Origin of the sequence: Corallococcus sp. CA053C, assembly GCF_003611675.1 — a bacterium.
Lineage (GTDB): Bacteria > Myxococcota > Myxococcia > Myxococcales > Myxococcaceae > Corallococcus.
Window position 1 is genome coordinate 19298 of the sequence record NZ_RAWA01000048.1, and the last position, 17381, is coordinate 36678.

Consider the following 17381-nt stretch of genomic DNA (forward strand, 5'->3'; position numbering starts at 1 on the left):
GCAGAAGCGAAAGCCCGGCGAAGGAGCAAAGACATGAACCCGCGTGCGCGTGAGCAGATCACCCTGGTGGAGGTGCTCGAGCTGACGGTCCCCTTCGAGGCCTTCACCGCCATCATCGAGGCCGCGACGCGGCGGCTGGAGACCGAGGGTGTGCGCTCCCTCCTCGGCGTGCGGTTCTATGGCCGCCCCGGCGACACGGAGGTGGGCGCGGTCATCACGTTCGCGGACGCAAGCCAGGTCATGGAGCACATCCGGATGATCTCCGGCTGGCCCGAGTTCAAGGCGCTGCTCGGCGCCGCGAAGCCCCTCGACGTGCGGGTCTACGGGAAGCTGGGAGAGGACGCGCACGCGTGGCTCCGGACGATGAACGCCGTGAGCAAGGTCTTCGAAAACCCCGTGGCGGGCTTCGTGCGCTAGGGCAGCATGGTGATGCGATTGAGCGCGGGGGCGGGCAAGGGGCTCGCCATGCTGCTGTGCGCCTTCAGGTATGCCTCCAGCGCGTCGCTGTCCACGGCGCCACCCAGCCGGTTCGTCCCCTCGGCGAACACCGGGAAGCCATCACTCCCACTCGCGAGGTAGTTGTTCGCGGTGACGCGGTACTCCGCCGTCAGGCTCACTGGCACGCCGTTGATCCGGATGGACGCCGGGTCGACGCGGCTTCCGATGGGCGCCGACGCGCTGAACGCATAGGTGAAGCCCGCCGACGGAAGCAGCATGAGGGTGGCTCCCGACGGCCGCCACTGCCGCTCCAGCAGTTGCTCGATTTGCGCGCCCGTCAGCGTCAGGGTGACCAGGCTGTTGCCGAACGGCTGCGTGGTGAAGGCCTCGCCGTAGGTGACCTCGCCCTGGGCGATGTCCGCGCGCATGCCGCCCGGGTTCATGAAGGCCACCTGCGCCCCACCCAGGGTCGCGGGCTTCGTCGCCTCCAGCTGCGAGTCCGCGATGACGAAGCCCAGGGTGGACTGGCCCGCGGAGTCCGTCTGTGTCCTGAGTGTCTGCGACACCCATCCGATGACCCGGTTGGCCCTCGGCGTGACGAGCTCCTGGTACTTCGTCACCAGCTCCTTCACCGCGCCGACCTCCTGCACGTCGCGAGTGACGATGACGTTGTTCGCTCGCGCCTCCACGACGTCGCCCGTCGCCTTGCTCAACGTCAGGTCGATGTCCGTGACGAGCTGCCCCATCGACGAGGCGCTCGTGACGACCTTGCCATCGATGACGCAGTTGTAGGCCTGATGCGTGTGGCCGCTGACGATGACATCCACCGCGTCGTTGAGGCCCTTGGCCATGCCCACGATGGCACCTGAGATGAGGCCGTCCGCACCCGCGCCCTTGCATTCGTTCACCAGCGAGCCCGAGGTCGGAATTCCGCCCTGGTGCACCACCACGATGATGGCTTCGACGCCCTGCCGCCGCAGCTCCGGCACCAGCGCGTTCACCGTCTGCACTTCGTCCTTGAAGGTGAGCCCCGCCACGCCCGTGGGTATGACGCTTTCCGGCGTGTTCTCCAACGTCATGCCGATGAAGGCCACCTTCACGCCCTCGAACTCGCGCACGTCGTAGCGGGGGAACAGCGTGCGGTCCACGCCCGTGGCCACGTTGGCCGCCAGGAACTTGAACTTCGCGCCCGGGAAGCCATCCCCGTCCAGGCAGCCATCCACCGGGTGGCAGCCGCCCGACTGCATGCGCAACAGCTCCGTGCTGCCCTCGTCGAACTCGTGGTTGCCCACCGCGACCAGGTCCAGGCCAATCAGGTTCATCGCCTCGACGGTGGGCTCGTCGTGGAAGAGCCCCGACAGCAGCGGGGAGGCGCCGATGAGGTCTCCCGCCGCTACCACCACCGTGTTCGGATTGGTGGCCCGCAGGGCCGCGATGTGCCGGGCGAAGTACGTCACGCCGCCCGCGTTCACCCGCACCGGTCCACCGTCGGGGGCCACGCCCGTCAGAATCTGGCCCGTGGGCTCCTCGAGCTGCCCGTGGAAGTCATTGAACGCGAGCACCTGCACGCTCACCGTGGTGGGACCCGAGTCGGGAGTCCCCGCGTCGGGCGTCCCCGCGTCGGGCGTCCCCGCGTCCGTGCCGGAATCCGGGGGCGGCACCTGGACGGAATGCTGCTCACAGCGCTTGTCCTCGCAGACCCACTCCGTGTTCGAAGCCGGCGGTCCCTTGTCTTCACGGCAGTCGGCGGCGTCCTGGCACTCGTCACCTCCGCAGCCGGCATGAGCGAAGAGGAACATGCCGGTGACGAACGCTCCGGCGAGCAGGAAGACGCTGGGACGCGCTCCCAGAAGTGACGAGCGCGGTGTGGCTTGTGGCATCGACGGAACTCCAACGAACAGGGAGGGGGAACCTACCCTGGTTCGTGGACGATGGCGCGACTTCATGGCGGCACGGTGAAGCTCGCGCCCCGACTTCGTCTCGACACGGGTCTGCGGCTGTCGCCCGTACTCATGACTCATGGGGATGAAGAGGCTCTGCTCGGACCCACTGCAGTCCTCGGCCTCGCCAATGGCGGGCGCCACCACCCAGCCGCCCGCGACGAGCTGGGACGTCAGCCGCTCCTGCTCCCGCTGATTCTCTTCCTTGCCGCGAGGCCGTGAGCCCGGGTTCCACGCGGTCAGGAAGGCCCACTCGCGATGTCCGCGGGCGAGGTGGAGCCCTTCGAGCCCGGCGCCGTCGTGCACTTCGACCCGGAAGCCTGCGGGCCGTGCAAGCTGCGCCCCAGTTGTACCCAGGCCGCATCCGGCAAGGGGCGCAGCGTCACGATGGGTGACGATGAGCGGCTCCGGCAGCGCCTTCGCTCACGTCTGCAGTCGCGCGCGGGCCGCGCACAACTCCGCGAGCGTGTCGGCGTCGAGCATCGCCTGGCTCATCTCGCCAACCGCCAGGGCCCGAAGGCCCGTTACAGAGGCACGCGCCGCAACCTCTTTGACCTCAGGCGACTCTCGGTCGTCCAAAACCTCGAGGTCGCCGCGCGTTACCAACTCGCAGCGTGACCTAACCTGTTCGGCGCTCTAGACAGCCTCCTTCCGAGAATCCAGGCTTCATCCTGTCTGGATCCACGAAGGAGCATGAATGCGTTCAAGCTTGCTTAAATCCTGTCTCACGGTGTTGTTGGCTTGCGTCACCGCCTGCGGTGGAAGCACCGCGCCCGAAGCGCCCCAGGCCCTGGAGCCGGGTGAGAGCCTCCAGGCCGTGCTGTCCCCTCCAGCGCCTCCAGCCAGCGGAGACATCGTGGACAGCACCGCGTACCTGGGCCCGGTGTCCCTGCCTGGCGCGGTGCAGGCGCAGTTCACCACGAACCCCCAGGCGTTCTCCTTCAGCTTTCAGGCCCCCGCCGGCAAGACGCTGCGGCTGGAGGTCACGCACCTGGGCAGCTCCATGTACCTGGACACAGGCCTCTTCGTGTACGGCCCCAAGGACGCGAGCGGCAGCTACGGCACCACGGTGGTCGCCCAGGACGATGACTCCGGGTATGGGCAGCTCAGCAAGATCGCCACGCTCACGCTCGCGCAGGGCGGCGAGTACCTCGCGGTGGTGAGCACGGGCACCGGCGCGGGCAAGCGGTTCCGCCTGGAGCTCGGTGACCCCGCGGCGGCTCCGGCCAGCTACACGCTCCGCCTGGGCGAGGAGGCCCTTCCGCCCAACATCTACGCGCTGGAGCGCGAGGCCTACTGGGGCTGCGATGGCGGCTGTGACGGCGAGCTGCACGTCTACGCCTTCCCGTGGAGCTACGCGGGCGAGCCCACGCTCGCGATGGCCACGCGCACCTCCCAGGTGCAGCAGATCCTGTCGGCCTATTGGCTCTCCCCCACCGGCATCATCCCGTACGCGGACCTGGAGCCGCGCATGGAGATCGCCTACCAGCGGCTGCACCCGGCGCTGCTCTCCACCTACGGGAACGGGACGGAGGACGTGCAGGTGGCCACGTACGAGAGCGGCTACGGCGGCGGCATCTTCCGGCTCTTCGTCATCCTCTTCCCCCAGTCCCACAAGGTCGTGACGCTCTGGCAGGACCACTGGCTCTAGGCACGAATCAACGGAGGCCCCAGCGTCCGACGAAGGGGCGTGACAGGCGTGTCTCCAGGAGAGCGTGGACGCGCGTGCCAGGATTGGCACGTTCGCCGCGCGTCCCCGGCGCCTTGAGGCCCGTGCCCCCTCGCAACCCGCCGGATTCTGGCCGCGAGGGGTGCTTCAGGGGCCGTGGCCCCCGCCTCGCAATGGGATGGCTCCGCAACCCCAGGAGCCCACACCCCATGAAGCCTGCGAAGCCCACCGTCGTGTCCCCGGTCGTCCCCTCCTTCCCGCTCCGCCGTGGTTGGCGTGCGCTGGCCCTGAGCCTGGCGGCGTTCGCCACCGGCTGTGGCGCTGGCGACGCGTCAATGTCGTCCGAGACGTCGGCGCGTGCCCAGGGACTCGATGCACTGCCCGCGAGCTGTCTGGACATCAAGACCGCACAGCCGGAGGCCCCGGATGGTGATTACACGCTGTATGTCTCGGGCGAGGCCTCCGCTCCCTGGACTGTGTATTGCCATGGCATGGCCGGCACCCCGGCGGAATACCTCACGCTGACGCAGACGCAGGCGGGCGCCAATTCCTCGCAATACCTCGCGGGGGGCGCGTCGCTGGGGACGACGGTGAGGACCACCTTCACCCGGCTGCGCATCAACCCCGCCACGCTGAAGGTGAACACGGCGGATCAGACCTTCGCGACCTCCACGGGGTCGCTGCGGCACAGCAACTCGCAAGTGGTGGTGACGTCCATGTCCTATGGCGTGGCCATGTCCTGCAACCGGACGCTGTCACAGGGCAACATCGACCTGCGTGGCACGCCGTTCGCGGTGCCCACGGGCCAACTCGTGCCCTGGGGCGGCAGCATGGCGGGCTCGGGCGCCGTCTCCAGCGAGGGGGATCAGGTCGTCAGCCTGTCGGGCGGCGGCTACTGCGGCTTCGTGGGCCTCGCGGGCATCGTGAATCCCTACAACCAGGGAGGCGGCCTGCTCCAGCTCCAGTACCGCCAGGGCGACCGGCCCGCGAGCTGCCAGGACATCAAGTCAGCGCACCCGGAGGCCACCGACGGCAACTACACGCTGTTCGTCAACAAGGATCCCGCCAGGCCGTGGAGCGCGTGGTGCCGTGACATGGCTGGCACGCCGGCCGACTACCTCAACCTGTCGCGCACGGGCGACAACATCAATTACTCGCAGTACACGGCGGGGGGCATCTCGCCGGGCACGAATGTGCGGACGATCTTCACGCGGCTGCGCATCAACCCGCTCACGCTGCGGGTGGACACGTCGGACCCAACCTACTCGTGGTCCTCCGGGTCCGTCCTGCACGGCGGCACGTCCCCGGTGACGTCCATGCCCTACGCGGCGGCGATGACGTGCAGCGCCGTGGGGCCAGGCAACATCGACCTGCGCGGGACGCCCTTCGCGGTGCCCGTGAACCAGCTGGGCCGGGGCGGCTACAACTTCGAGCCCTCGTCCATCCTCTTCAGCAACAACAATCAGGTGGTCGACCTGCGCGCCACGGGCAACTGCGGTTGGATCGCGCCGATGGGCAGCTACAACCCCGTCAACCAGAACGGCCTGCCCCTGCTCCTGACCTGGTCCGTCCCGCAGTAGCGCCCGGCGCTGACGCCGCGAAGGCAGGGGCACTTCGCGGCGCGGTGGCGACCGGCGGCTACGGGAAGTTGACCGAGGCCTCCGTGCGGCGCTGGTAGATCTCCCAGAATCGGTCGGCGATGTCGGAGGCATCGAGGTTGCCGTGGCCGCTGTCGAACGAGGTGCCCTTCACGGTGCCACCGACAACGACCTCGCCCACGTAGACGCCTTCGGGCGCGAGCCGCTGGTGGAGCAGGCCCACGGTCTTGAGCTGCGCGGCCTTCTCGATGGAGAGCCCCATCCGGCCTCCCCGGGCCGCGTACGATTCCATTCCGGCGTGGTAGTACGCGAGGGCTCCTCCCGTGACGAGGACCGCGCCCTTGCGGGCCTTCAGGTCAGGCAGGGACTCCTGCACCGCGGTCACCAACCCGACCACGGACACGTCGAACGCCGCGCGCAGCTCCTCGGTGCTCGCCGTCAGCAGGTCACCAGCGCCATTGGCGTACGCGTTCCAGTGGAGGACCGCGATGGGGCCCAGGGACGCGCGCACCTCGCGGATGAGCGAACGCACGGACTCGGGGGCGCCGAGGTCACAGGCAAAGACCTGGGCGGTGATGCCCGCGGCCTTCAGCGACGTGGCCGCGGCGGTCATCCGCGCGACGTTGCGGGCGACGAGCGCGACCGCGAACCCTTGCTTGCCGAACCTGCGCGCCACGGCATCGGAGATGCCGGGACCATGGCCACACACTACGAGTGTTGGTGTCATGGGCGCGGCATACCACGACAGCCGGAGCCGCACAGTCGTCCCGTCGATGTCTGGCGTTGCCACGCGGGGTGGATTCAGTGCCCCCGTGGGCCTGGCTGCGCGAGCGGCTGCGGGGTGGACAGCAGGCCGTCCAGGAGCCCGTAGGCGTAGAGCGCCGCGAAGGCATAGCCGCCCACCAGGTAGGAGACGTTGAGCTTCCGGGCCGTGGGGGCGTCGTTGGCGGAGTAGCGACCGTCGCTGCCCCGCAGCGCCAGCGCCGTGCCCAGGGAGAGGGCGGACACGGCGAAGGTCGTCCCCTGCGTCACGGCGAGCACGGTGCCCTTCGTGGTGCGGCCGTGCACGAGGTGCCCCACGCCGAAGGGCACCAGGTACCAGCCCTTCGACGCCGGCTGGACGCTGGCGAGGGCCTGATCCGCGGCGGAGGGTTCTTGCGGCACGGTGGGCGATGGGAGCAGGAGCACGGGCGTGCGACGTTCGGCGGCGCGCTGGGTGATGCGCTCCTGCCTCAGGACGTTGACCCGTTCGACGAAGGCGATGAAGTCCGGTGGGTACAGCAGCGGATCCAGCTTCGCGTCGGAGTCCAGCGCGAGCCCTTCCACCACCTCCTGCTCCGCGCGCGGCAGGTCCTCCTGGGCGTGGTAGGTCGCGGCCAGGAGCAGGTGGGCTTCGGCTTCGTCCGCGCGCTGGGGCAGTTGGAGGGGATGGAGCAGGGCCTCCAACGCGGCGCGTGCCCGGGGCAGATCTCCGGACTGGTAGGCCTCGCGGGCGGGGCCGAGCGTGGAGGACGACGCCAGTACCAGGGCGACGATGAGGGCCTTCACGGAGACGCCTCCAGCACCACCGTGGTCCGGGTGCCCGCCACCGCCTCCACCGTCTGTCTCAGCACGTTGCCTCCAGGTCCCCGGGCCGACAGGACATGCCCGCCGTGCGCGAGCTTCACGGGCCCACGCAGCGGCGCCACGCCCACCTCCACGCCATCGACAAAGACTCGCGCGGACACCGTCGCGACGATGGTGACCTCCGCTTCGCGAACGCGGAGGGAGAGATCGCGGGAGACGGTCTCTCCCGCCGCGACCTGGAGGACCTCCTCCACGGGATCACACAGCGGGTTGTCGAAGCGCAGGCGGTGCGTGCCGGGAGACAGGCGCACCTCGCGGAGTCGGGGCGTGTAACCGCGACTCTGGCCGTCCACGAAGACCTCGGCCCAGGGGCGCGTCACCACGGTCAGGGTGGCGGCGTCCTGGACAGTGGCCCCGGTGCCCGGGGCGGAGGGCGACGCTTCCATGGGCTGCGGAGCGGGTTCAGTGTTCGGTCCGGCCTTGGAGTGGGAGGGTGTCGGCGAGGGCCTTCGGGGCGCTCCGGTGCGTGGCGGAGGGATGTGGCTTGCGATGGGCTCCGGCGCCCCGCGTGGACCGACAGCATCGGGTTCCATAGGTTCCGTTGCCTTCGCCGGAGCAAGAGGACCGAGCGCGTCCGGGGCCATCGCCGCCGAGCGCTCGCCGCCCGGGCGCGAATGCGCGGAGTCCGCCAACGCCACGAGAGCCGATCCCGTGGATCCCTCCGGCGCCCGCCGAGAGCTCCATCCCCACACGCCCAGGAAGGCCAACAGTGCCCCCAGCACAGCGCTCCCCACGAACACCTTCATCCGCCGGTTGCGAGGCCTCGTCCGCAGCAGCGCCAGCACTTCAGGAGCACCGGGCCTGAGCCTCAGGGCCACGTTGAGACATCGCGCCGCCTGGGCGCCCTGCCCTGCCTCCAGCAGCGCGCGACCTTCGCCCAGCAGCCGTTGGAATCGCTCCTCGCACCAGCGTGCGGCGGAGGCCTCCGGGGCCTGGAAGAAGGCCCGTGATGCCTCGGCGGGAGCCCCCACCAGCGACCGCGACACCGTCTCCAGGCATGCCGCCAGTTCCGCGCCATCCGACGGTCGGTCGCGCGCATCGCGTGCCAGGCACCGGTCCACGAGCGCCGCCAACACCGGAGGCATGCCCGGCACGACCGCCGACAACGACGGCGCATCCCGCGTCATCACCGAGACCGCCAGCCTCGCGCTCCCCTCGCCCGCGTGCGGCGTCGTGCCCGTGCACAACTCGAACAGGAGGACGCCCACCGCGTAGACATCCGACGCCGGGGAAAAGGCGCCGGTGTCGATGCGCTCGGGCGCCATGTACGCCAGCGAGCCGATGACGGCGCCCGTGCTCGTCAAGCGCACCTGATCGGCCAGCGCGGCGATGCCGAAGTCCGCCAGCTTCAGCGGGCCGCCCCGGGCCACCAGCACGTTGTCCGGCTTGACGTCCCGGTGCACCACGCCGCGCGCATGCGCCGCCTCCAGTGCCCGGGCCAGTTCCCAACCCAGCAGCGCGACAGCCTCGGGCGGTATGGGGCTCAGCCTTCGCGCCAGCTCGCGCAGGTTCTCGCCCTGCACCCATTCACAGACAAGGAAGGGGCCGCGCACGGCGTCCTCTCCAAAGTCATACACCTCCAACACGTTGGGATGCTTGAGCGACGCCACCACCTCCGCCTCCTGGCGGAAGCGCTCGGCGAACCGTGCTTCCAGGCCGGCGTGCAGCACCTTCACGGCCACCTGCCGCGACAGCCGGAGGTCCCGGGCCAGGTAGACCGTCGCCATCCCGCCCCGCCCCAGCTCCTGCTCCAACTGGTAGCGGCCCGCCAGCAGTTCGCCCGTCATCGCGAGCGCCGTCCCGACACCACGGATTGCGGAAGCAGACACGAGGGCTTCATGGCAGTCGGCACACGCGCAGGGTGCTGCCTGGAATCAACCGGCACACGCCGGGCTGGCCCCCCGGGCACTCCGCATCCGACTGGCAGGGCTGGTGGCACTTCTCCACTCCGCCCGCGTCCGCGCAGAAGCCGCACCGGCCGCACTCCAGGGAGCTGTCGCAGTAGTTGTTCAGGGTCGCGGGAGTGAGGCCCTCGCACGTCTCGATGCATTGGGATTCCGGACCGCAGAGATACCCCGTCGGACATCCCGAGCTGCACGGCCTCGCGCAGCGGCCTTCTTCGCCACAGAACGCGAGCGGAGGGCACGAGAAGGAGTCCGGACACGGTTGCGTCAACCGGAGCCCCGGCTCGCATTGACCAAAGGCGTCATCGCACCGCTGCCCCTCCGGACACTCCCGGTCGCGGAGACACGCGAGCACACAGGCGTCCCCCGTACACCCCGCATCCGCCTCCTCCCGAACCTGGATGTCGAGCGGGCAGCCAGGCCCCAGCCACAGGACCCACACTGCAACGATGAGGGAGACAGGGAGACGCATGGGAGCGGGCCAGGAGTACTCCAGACCGAGGCAGGATGAACAGCCCGGGGGGCCTCAGTCCTCTTCCCCCAGGTAGCGGAACACCGAGCGCAGGCCGATGCCCAGCGCCCGCGCCGCGTCCTTCTTGCTGCCCCCACTCCTGGCGATGGCCTCGCGCACGTAGCGCAGCACGAAGGCGTCACGGGCGGCGTCCAGGGGCAGCAGCGGCGTGGCGTCCGCCTCCAGGTCCAGGTCCTCGACGCCGATGAGCTCTCCCGAGCTGAGGATGCACGCGCGCCGCACCCGCGACACCAGCTCGCGGACGTTGCCCGGGAAGGGATGGCCGCGCAGGGCCTCGGTGGCCTTCTGGGTGAAGCCCCGGGCCCGGCCACCCTCCTGTTTCAAGACATGGTGGGCAATGAGCAGCACGTCGTCGCCGCGCTCGCGCAGGGCGGGGACCTCCAGGCGTACCTCGTCCAGCCGGAAGAGCAGGTCCTCGCGGAAGGCGCCCCGGGCGACGAGCGCCTTGAGGGGCTGGTGCGTGGCGGCCAGGACGCGCATGTCGACCTTGCGGGGACGGTGCTCCCCCAGCCGGGTCACCTCGTGCTCCTGCACCACGCGCAGCAGGCGGGACTGGAGCGACAGCGGCATGTCGCCAATCTCATCCAGGAAGAGCGTGCCGCCGTCCGCCGCCTCCACCAGCCCCGCGCGGTCCGCGCCCGCGCCGGAGAACGCGCCGCGCACGTGGCCGAAGAGCTCACGCTCGATGAGGGACTCCGGGAGCGCCGCGCAGTTGATGGCCACCAGTCGTCCGCGCCGACCGCTGCGACGGTGGAGGGCGCGGGCCACCTCCTCCTTGCCCGTGCCCGTCTCGCCCTGGATGAGGACGTGGAGGGACGTGGGCCCCAGCCGCTCCACCTGCCGGTAGAGGGCGCGCATCACGGGGGATTCACCGATGAGTCCCTCGAAGGTGGCCGCGGCGATCCGCAGCGTGAGGCTGTCCACGTGCGCGCGCAGCTCGGTCAATTCCCGCGAGGTGGCCAGCAGCAGCGCCGCAAGCGACGACAGGGCCATGGCCTCCTCCAGGTCCCGCGAGGAGAACGGAGGGCTGCCCAGGCGCCGCCCCAGGTACACGGCGCACAGGGGCGCCGAGCCCGCGCGCAACGGGAGCACCAGCGCGGACGTGAGGTGCAGGGCCACGACGCTGGGAGCCCCGGCCAGGGAGGCGTCCGCCGCGACGTCGGGCACCAGCACGGGAGCCCCCGAGCCCACGACCTGATCCACCAGGCTGTCCGCCACCACCGCCGCCGGCACGGCGCCCGTGGCCACCAGCACCTGCCGCTGCTCCCCTTCCACCGACACAAGGAAGCCCACGTCCGCGGAGGTGACGTCGGCGATGCCCCGCAGCGTCACCTCCAGCAGCTCCGAGGAGGGACGCTGCACGAGCAGCCGCGAGGCGAAGTCCGTCAGCACCGGCAGGAGCCGCGAGGAGGTCGCGGGCGCGTCCGCCTTCGTCGCGGGACGGACCTCTTCGGAAGACCCCAGCGTGAGTGAGGCGCGCCCGATGACGAAGGACTCGCCCGGGGCCAGGGGTGACAGCTCCACCCGCTTGCCCCGAATGCGCACGTCGCACCCCGGGCTCGCGGCGGACACCGTCCAGCCGCGCGCGTCGCGAAAGAGCAGCGCGTGGCTGGGCTTCACACCGGGCGACGTGAGGACGACGTCACACGCGGGATCGGAGCCCACGGACACCACCGGCTTCTCCAACGCGAAGGGGCGGCCGTCCGGCAGGGTCAGGAAGAAACGCATGAGGTGGCGGAGTCTAGCCCCCGCTCGCAGCCCCCGTGCGCCTACTCCTGCGTCAGGTCGTAGACCTCCTGGATGTTGTGCAGCGTCTGCACGAAGTCCAGCTTGAGATCCTTGATGATGCCATTGCGCATGTCGAACACCCACGAGTGCACCGTGGGGAAGCCGCGCGTCAGGAAGGACTTCTGCACCGCGGCCGTCTTGATGATGTTGATGCTCTGCTCCAGGACGTTGAGCTCCACCAGCCGGTCGAAGCGCTGGGTCGCGTCCTGGAGGCCGTCCAGCTCCTGCTTGTGGAAGCGGTACACGTCGCGGATGTTGCGCAGCCACGGGTTGAGGATGCCCAGGTCCTTGGGCTGCATCGCCGCCTGCACCCCGCCGCAGCCATAGTGGCCGCAGACGATGATGTGCTTCACGTCGAGCTGCCGGACGCCGTAGTTGATGACGGCCATCACGTTGAGGTCGACGTTGTTCACCAGGTTGGCGACGTTGCGGTGCACGAACACGTCACCGGGCGCCAGCCCCATGATCTGGTTGGCCGGGACGCGGCTGTCGGAGCATCCGATGTACAGGAAGTCCGGCTGCTGCGACTGCGACAGCTTGCGGAAGTATTCCGGATCCGAGCGGAGCTGCTCCTCGGCCCAGCGCTGGTTGTTCTCGAAGATCTTGTCGTAGGGCGTCACGGCCCCGACGCTCGCACGAGCCGGCCCGACCGTCGAGAAGAAGCCCCGGCTCACGCTCCGCCGGAGACAGAGGGCAGGACCGCCCGCAGGCAGAACCAGTAGAGCCCCACCCCGATGGAGGCGACGCACAGCGCGAACTCCACCCGGTGGGCGAAGCGGCTGCGGCGCAACAGCACGAGCAGCGGAAGCGTCACGAGCACGAGCGTGGCCTGTCCCAGCTCGACGCCCACATTGAACCCGAACAGCGCCCCGGTCAGCTCCGAGCGCGACAGCCCCAGCTCCCCCAGGGCCGACGCGAAGCCGAAGCCGTGGATCAGCCCGAAGCCGAACGCGAGCATCCACCGCGTGTCGCCCTTGCGGCCCCTCAGGTTGAGCGTGGCCACGACGATGATCGAGAGCGCGATGGCGCTCTCCACCCACCGCGACGGCAGCGACACCACCGACAGCGCCGCGAGCGCCAGGCTGAGGGAGTGCGCCACCGTGAAGCTGGTGACCACCCCGAGCAGCCGGCGCAGGGACGAGCCCGCCAGCAGCAGCCCGAGCAGGAAGACCAGGTGATCATACCCGGTGAAGATGTGCTCGACGCCCATGCGGATGAAGGCCCAGGTCCCCTGCTCCGCCTGTCCCTTGCGCACGAAGGCGAGGTCGGGGTGCGCGGCCTCCACGACCTGGCGGCCCGCCTCTCCATCCACGTCCGACAGGACGATCAGCGTCTGCCCTTCCCCCTTGACGCGCTGGAGGTAGCCGAAGCGCTGCTTCAGCGGCCCCCGGGCCGGGCACGTCGCGGAGGCCGAGAGGTGGAAGTTCCCGTCGCCAGGTTCGAGCTCCAGCGGGACGAGCTCACACGGCTCGCCTCCCGAGGACAGCTCCGAAGCCCCCAGCGTCGCGGCGAAGAGCGCCGTCATCCGCTGCTCCAGAGGAAGCTCCAGCCAGCCCGGCCCGAGCAGCTCGTCAACGGAGTTCCCGCGGATCGTCAGCGTTTGCAGGACGCGGTCCTGCTCGACCTGAACGTTGAGCGTGGCCATGTCCAGCGGATGGCCCTCGGCCAATGACGCCATCAACGAAACACAGACACCCACCAGCAGCGCGCGCATGCGGAGCAACTTTCCGTTTCCTCAAACCGAAAAAACCATGTTACTCGGTTTTTTAATTTTCCAGGAAAGTGGGTTTAAGCATGAAGAACGCGTTATTTTCCACCACCACTGCATGGTGGCTGGCGGGGGCCCTGACGCTGGGGTGCGTGGGGCCAGAAGGCTCGGAGGAAGGCCTGGAGGAGTCCCGCCAGCCGCTGGTCTACGCGCGGACCACGGAGTTCGTGGCCACGCATGACGCCCGCATCAAGGAGCGGCTGCCGACCACGAACTACGGCGCCTACTCCCCGATGTGCGCGCAGATCGAGTCCGGCGGCACCGACGAGTGGGTCGTCTTCAAGTTCAACACCCCCGGGTTGGTGGCGCCCTTCTCACGGGCCACCCTGCGCCTGTACCTGGGCGTGGATGGCGGCACGCCGCACAACTTCCGCATCTACAACAGCACCAACACCACCTGGGATGAGACCGTCACCTGGAACACGCGGCCCACGCCCGGGACGGCGTTCGTCACCATGCCCACGGGCTCGGCGGACAACACGTACTTCGACATCGACGTCACCCCGCTCATCAACCCGGCGGTGACCACCCAGACGTTGATCATCAGGCCGGTGGCGAGCACCGACACCAACGCGGTGTGCATGGTGGACCGCGCCAGCGCCACCGTCCTCCAGGGTGAGAGCACCCAGCCCCGGCTCGTGGTGGACTACTTCGGCGCCGTGCCCTCCGCGGATGCCATCGTGGACGAGGCCGCGCCCGGCACCAACGTGGGCGCCACCCCCACGCTCTCGCTGTCGGCCACGGCCCCGGCGCGCCGGGCGTACCTCCAGGTCCCCATCTCCCGCACGCTGCTCAACGACCTGCGCGGCATCCAGCTGCACGGCACCTCCATCCCCGTCAACGTGGGCAGCCCGCGCGGCCGGGTGATGCTGCGGCTGTACCCCACCACCTCCGTCACCGGCACCAGCGCCGTCGTCTACGCGCCGCCGTCGGGCACCAACTGGACCACCTGGAGCGAGACGGGGCTGACGTGGGACAACCAGCCCGCGGGCACGGGCGTTCCGAACGCCACCGCCATCGCCAGCCTCTCCAACACGGTGGCCGGCCGCTGGATTGAAGTGGACGTCACCCAGGCCGTGACCCACGCCACCGCCTGGGCGGACGCGCTGACGACGACGAAGCAGGACCTGTCGCTCAACCTGCTGCTGGCCGGAGGCACGGGGACGTTCGCCTCGAAGGAGGATCCGTCCTTCAAGCCGATGCTGGTCTTCATCAGCGACCAGCTCCCGACGGTCAAGACGGACGGCATCTGCGGCCGGGGCGAGGACTGCGCCAACAGCCCCACCGACTGCGGCGTCTGCGCCACGGGCACCAACCGCGGCGCCTACCTGCCCGTCTGGGGAGACCTGCACCGGCACGGCCTGGGGGATGGCAAGGACGGCTGGGACGGGACCGAGCTGCGGACCCACACCACCAACGTGCTCAGCTACCTGAAGAACACGGAGAAGCTGGACTTCGTCGCGCTCTCCGAGCACGTCGGCAACGCGGGCTGGGAGAACTCGGCGGGGTTCGCGCGGCAGGTGGAGTCGGTGGATGCCACGCGCGTCGCCGAGCGGTTCATCCCGACGATGGGCGCGGAGACGTCCAGCTACAACGGCGCCATCGAGACGCACATGAAGTTCGACATCGCCAGCAAGGCGGTGGGCACCTACTCCGCGGTCAAGCTGCGCATCAAGGTCCAGAACGCCTCCGCGGATGGCCAGTTCAAGGTCCGCCGGCAGATCCGCTGCAACAGCGGAGGCACCCTGAGCCCCGCCTGGTACAGCATGGCGAAGCCCGGCTGGCCGGACCGGTGGAGCCGCTCGTGGGAGGAGAAGAAGGACCTCTTCCCCGGCAACATCCCGCTGGAGAGCTGGTACGACATCGACGTGTCGGAGCTGCTCCTGGTGAACGGGACGCTCTACACGAAGATGAGCGGGGACTGCTCCCCGGAGCCGGACACGCTGAGCAACGTGGTGCTGGCCATCACGGTGGGCACCGTCACCACCGACGCCCTGGGCTTCTACACGCGCGACGCCGCGGGCGGCGTGGATGCGCCCCGGCTGGTGTTCTTCGTCAACGGCGTGGAGCAGGCGGGGCCCATCTCCACCAACGCGGATCAGCGCTTCGACAGCACGGACACCGCGAGCGGCGCGGGCACCCACTCCAGCACCGAGCCCACGACGGGCATCGACCTGACCAACAGCACGGGGGACCCGGGCAACTTCTCCATGGGCCACTTCAACATCCTGTTCCCGCCCGCCAACATCAACATGGACACCTACAACTGGACCAGCGGGACGGCGACGCGCAACTGGCAGAACGCGAAGACCAGCAACCGCGTGTACTACGACTACCTGGATGACACGGCCAATGACTGGCTGGGGCAGATCAACCACCCCTTCAGCATCGACTACCCGCTGGTGGACATGACGACGGCGCCGGGCGCCGTGGCGCGGATGGCCACCTACGAGCTGAGCGGCGGGACCCTGGAGCGGTGGACCAACACCGCCTACTACGCCAACTCCTGGCAGCCGAAGATCAACCGCTATCTCCAGTACGTCCGCCACGGGTGGCGGGTGGCCCCCGCGGCCAACTCGGATGCGCACTGCCAATGTGACACGTCCACGTGCTCCATCACCGCGCACAACTGTCCTTCGACGGTGACGGGCACGCGGACCGGCATGTGGACCCTGGGGCGCAACTTCACGGCGCTGAAGCAGGCCCTGTCGCAGAAGCGGGCCTTCGCGGTGCAGAACGGCCCGGGCCTGGAGGACAAGAACGTCTACGTCGCGCTGGAGGCCACGCAGTCCTCCACGTTCGACTCCAGCTGGTGGATGGGCAGCGTCCTGCCCAATCGCAGTGCCTGGACGCTGACGGCGTTCGCGAAGAACTTCAACGTCACCGGCACCGTGAAGATCAATCGCATCACCCTGCACGATGACGACGGCTATGGCGCCATCGCCACGCTGCAGTGTGGCGGCCTGTCTTCGTGCAGCGGCTCGTTCGACTACACGCCGGGCGCGGCCAACAAGGCGGTCATCGCCGTGGCCGAGCTGTCCACGGGCCACTACGTCGTGTCCGCCCCGATGTTCTTCTAGCGGGCGCGGAAAAAGGCGCTCACGGCACCGGAAGGGGGATGCTGCCTCCTTCCGGTGCTGGCAATGACATCCTTGATTGGACCCCCGCGTGCCCGGTGGGGGGGCTCGTCGCCCGGGGCGCGTGTGTGCATCCTGCTCCGGGGTTCACAGGGGAGGGTGTGATGGGACGAAGCAGCAGGCAGTGGCTGGTGTTGGGCGTGGCGGCGTGGCTCGCGCAGGGAGCGGTCGGCTGCTCGGCGGAGTCTTCTCCGCGGCAGCTGGAGAAGGAGGAGGTGCTCCCCGAGAGCCCGCGCGTCGAGACGCCGGCCCAGGAGGACGACGCCGACGACGACGCCGACGTGCTGGCGCCAGACGAGTCCGTGACCGAGCAATCCGGGCCCACGCCTCCCCTCTCCTGCGCGCAGGTCGTCCCGGGGACACTCGGGACGGGGCGGGCTGTCATCCTCCCAGCGAACGGCCCCGAGGCCGCCTGCGGTCCCGGGACGTCCGAGGGCACGGGCTCCCTGGCGTTGCAGAATGACGGCCCGCTGGGCGTCACGGTCTGGGACATCGTCCTGCGCACCGGCGGGGACACCGGCAACGCGCTGCTGGGAGGAGACCTTGCAAAGATCCTGGTGCCGCTGCGCCAGGGGTTCCACCTCATCATCGAGCGCGTGCGCAGCGGCACGCTGCAAGCGTACGCCTCGGATGGCGAGCCGCTGGGAACCCAGAGCCTGTACTTCGAGAAGGAAGCGACCCTGGATGTCGCCGCGGATCCGCGGGGTGGCAGCCGGGTCGGCCTCTGGACGCGCCAGACGCCCGACACCCAGGTGCTGACGATCCAGTCCTTCGATGCGAGCGGGCGTCCACGGACGCCGCCTGTCACCGTGCTCAGCGTCACGGGGCGCGACACGATGAGCGCCCTGGTGGGTGTCGACACGCGCGGGCGCACCCTGCTGCTGTGGCAGGAGACGGGCAGCACCACCTGGGTGGGCCAGTGGCGCAGGCAGGACGGCGCGGCGCTCACCGCCCCCTTCCCCGCCGCGGAGAATCCCACCC

The 17381-nt window shown here is 69.6% G+C and carries 12 protein-coding genes and 2 pseudogenes; 6 read left to right on the plus strand and 8 right to left on the minus strand.

What is annotated here, in order from left to right:
- Positions 1-33: 33 nt before the first annotated feature.
- Positions 34-417, plus strand: a complete 384-nt coding sequence (locus tag D7V97_RS09475) for a hypothetical protein (protein ID WP_120610288.1) — start codon at positions 34-36, stop codon at positions 415-417.
- Here D7V97_RS09475 and D7V97_RS09480 read toward each other — a convergent pair.
- Positions 414-2318 carry a bifunctional UDP-sugar hydrolase/5'-nucleotidase gene (locus D7V97_RS09480; protein WP_147444758.1) on the minus strand — a complete coding sequence of 635 codons (1905 nt, stop codon included), beginning with the start codon at positions 2316-2318 and terminating at the stop codon, positions 414-416. The two genes, D7V97_RS09475 and D7V97_RS09480, sit on opposite strands and share 4 nt — an antisense overlap.
- Before the next feature lie 150 nt (positions 2319-2468).
- Positions 2469-2684 (minus strand): annotated as a pseudogene (locus D7V97_RS45785) (DUF3293 domain-containing protein); the annotation flags it as partial.
- Between D7V97_RS45785 and D7V97_RS09485 the strand changes: the two are divergent.
- The 3 genes and pseudogenes from D7V97_RS09485 to D7V97_RS09495 form a co-directional block, all read left to right on the plus strand.
- A pseudogene (locus D7V97_RS09485) lies at positions 2646-2996 on the plus strand (transposase); the annotation flags it as partial. The pseudogenes D7V97_RS45785 and D7V97_RS09485 sit on opposite strands and share 39 nt — an antisense overlap.
- Before the next feature lie 79 nt (positions 2997-3075).
- Complete coding sequence (locus D7V97_RS45790) at positions 3076-4029, plus strand: hypothetical protein (protein ID WP_233582604.1); 954 nt, start codon at positions 3076-3078, stop codon at positions 4027-4029.
- A 227-nt stretch (positions 4030-4256) separates the two neighbouring features.
- Positions 4257-5627, plus strand: a complete 1371-nt coding sequence (locus tag D7V97_RS09495; protein WP_120610290.1) for a GON domain-containing protein — start codon at positions 4257-4259, stop codon at positions 5625-5627.
- Positions 5628-5685: 58 nt separating this feature from the next.
- Here the strand turns inward: D7V97_RS09495 and D7V97_RS09500 are convergent, their stop codons facing one another.
- The 6 genes from D7V97_RS09500 to D7V97_RS09530 all read right to left on the minus strand — a co-directional run bounded on the left by D7V97_RS09500 (position 5686) and on the right by D7V97_RS09530 (position 13209).
- Positions 5686-6372, minus strand: coding sequence for an SDR family oxidoreductase (locus tag D7V97_RS09500; protein WP_147444759.1), 687 nt, complete (start codon positions 6370-6372; stop codon positions 5686-5688).
- A 74-nt stretch (positions 6373-6446) separates the two neighbouring features.
- Entirely contained in the window at positions 6447-7193 is a 747-nt protein-coding gene (locus D7V97_RS09505) for a hypothetical protein (protein WP_120610292.1), read from the minus strand.
- Entirely contained in the window at positions 7190-9100 is a 1911-nt protein-coding gene (locus D7V97_RS09510; protein WP_233582605.1) for a serine/threonine-protein kinase, read from the minus strand. The genes D7V97_RS09505 and D7V97_RS09510 overlap by 4 nt, the downstream gene beginning before the upstream one ends.
- Positions 9101-9701: 601 nt before the next feature.
- Entirely contained in the window at positions 9702-11435 is a 1734-nt protein-coding gene (locus tag D7V97_RS09520) for a sigma 54-interacting transcriptional regulator (RefSeq protein ID WP_120610295.1), read from the minus strand.
- 41 nt (positions 11436-11476) lie between these two features.
- Positions 11477-12115: a carbonic anhydrase gene (locus D7V97_RS09525; RefSeq protein WP_120610296.1), complete on the minus strand. Its 639-nt coding sequence runs from the start codon at positions 12113-12115 to the stop codon at positions 11477-11479.
- A 50-nt stretch (positions 12116-12165) separates the two neighbouring features.
- Positions 12166-13209, minus strand: coding sequence for a HupE/UreJ family protein (locus D7V97_RS09530; protein WP_233582607.1), 1044 nt, complete (start codon positions 13207-13209; stop codon positions 12166-12168).
- An 80-nt stretch (positions 13210-13289) separates the two neighbouring features.
- Between D7V97_RS09530 and D7V97_RS09535 the strand changes: the two genes are divergently transcribed.
- Positions 13290-16343, plus strand: coding sequence for a DNRLRE domain-containing protein (locus D7V97_RS09535; protein WP_120610298.1), 3054 nt, complete (start codon positions 13290-13292; stop codon positions 16341-16343).
- A 161-nt stretch (positions 16344-16504) separates the two neighbouring features.
- On the plus strand, positions 16505-17381 hold an 877-nt coding region (locus D7V97_RS09540; RefSeq protein ID WP_147444760.1), incomplete at its 3' end, for a hypothetical protein.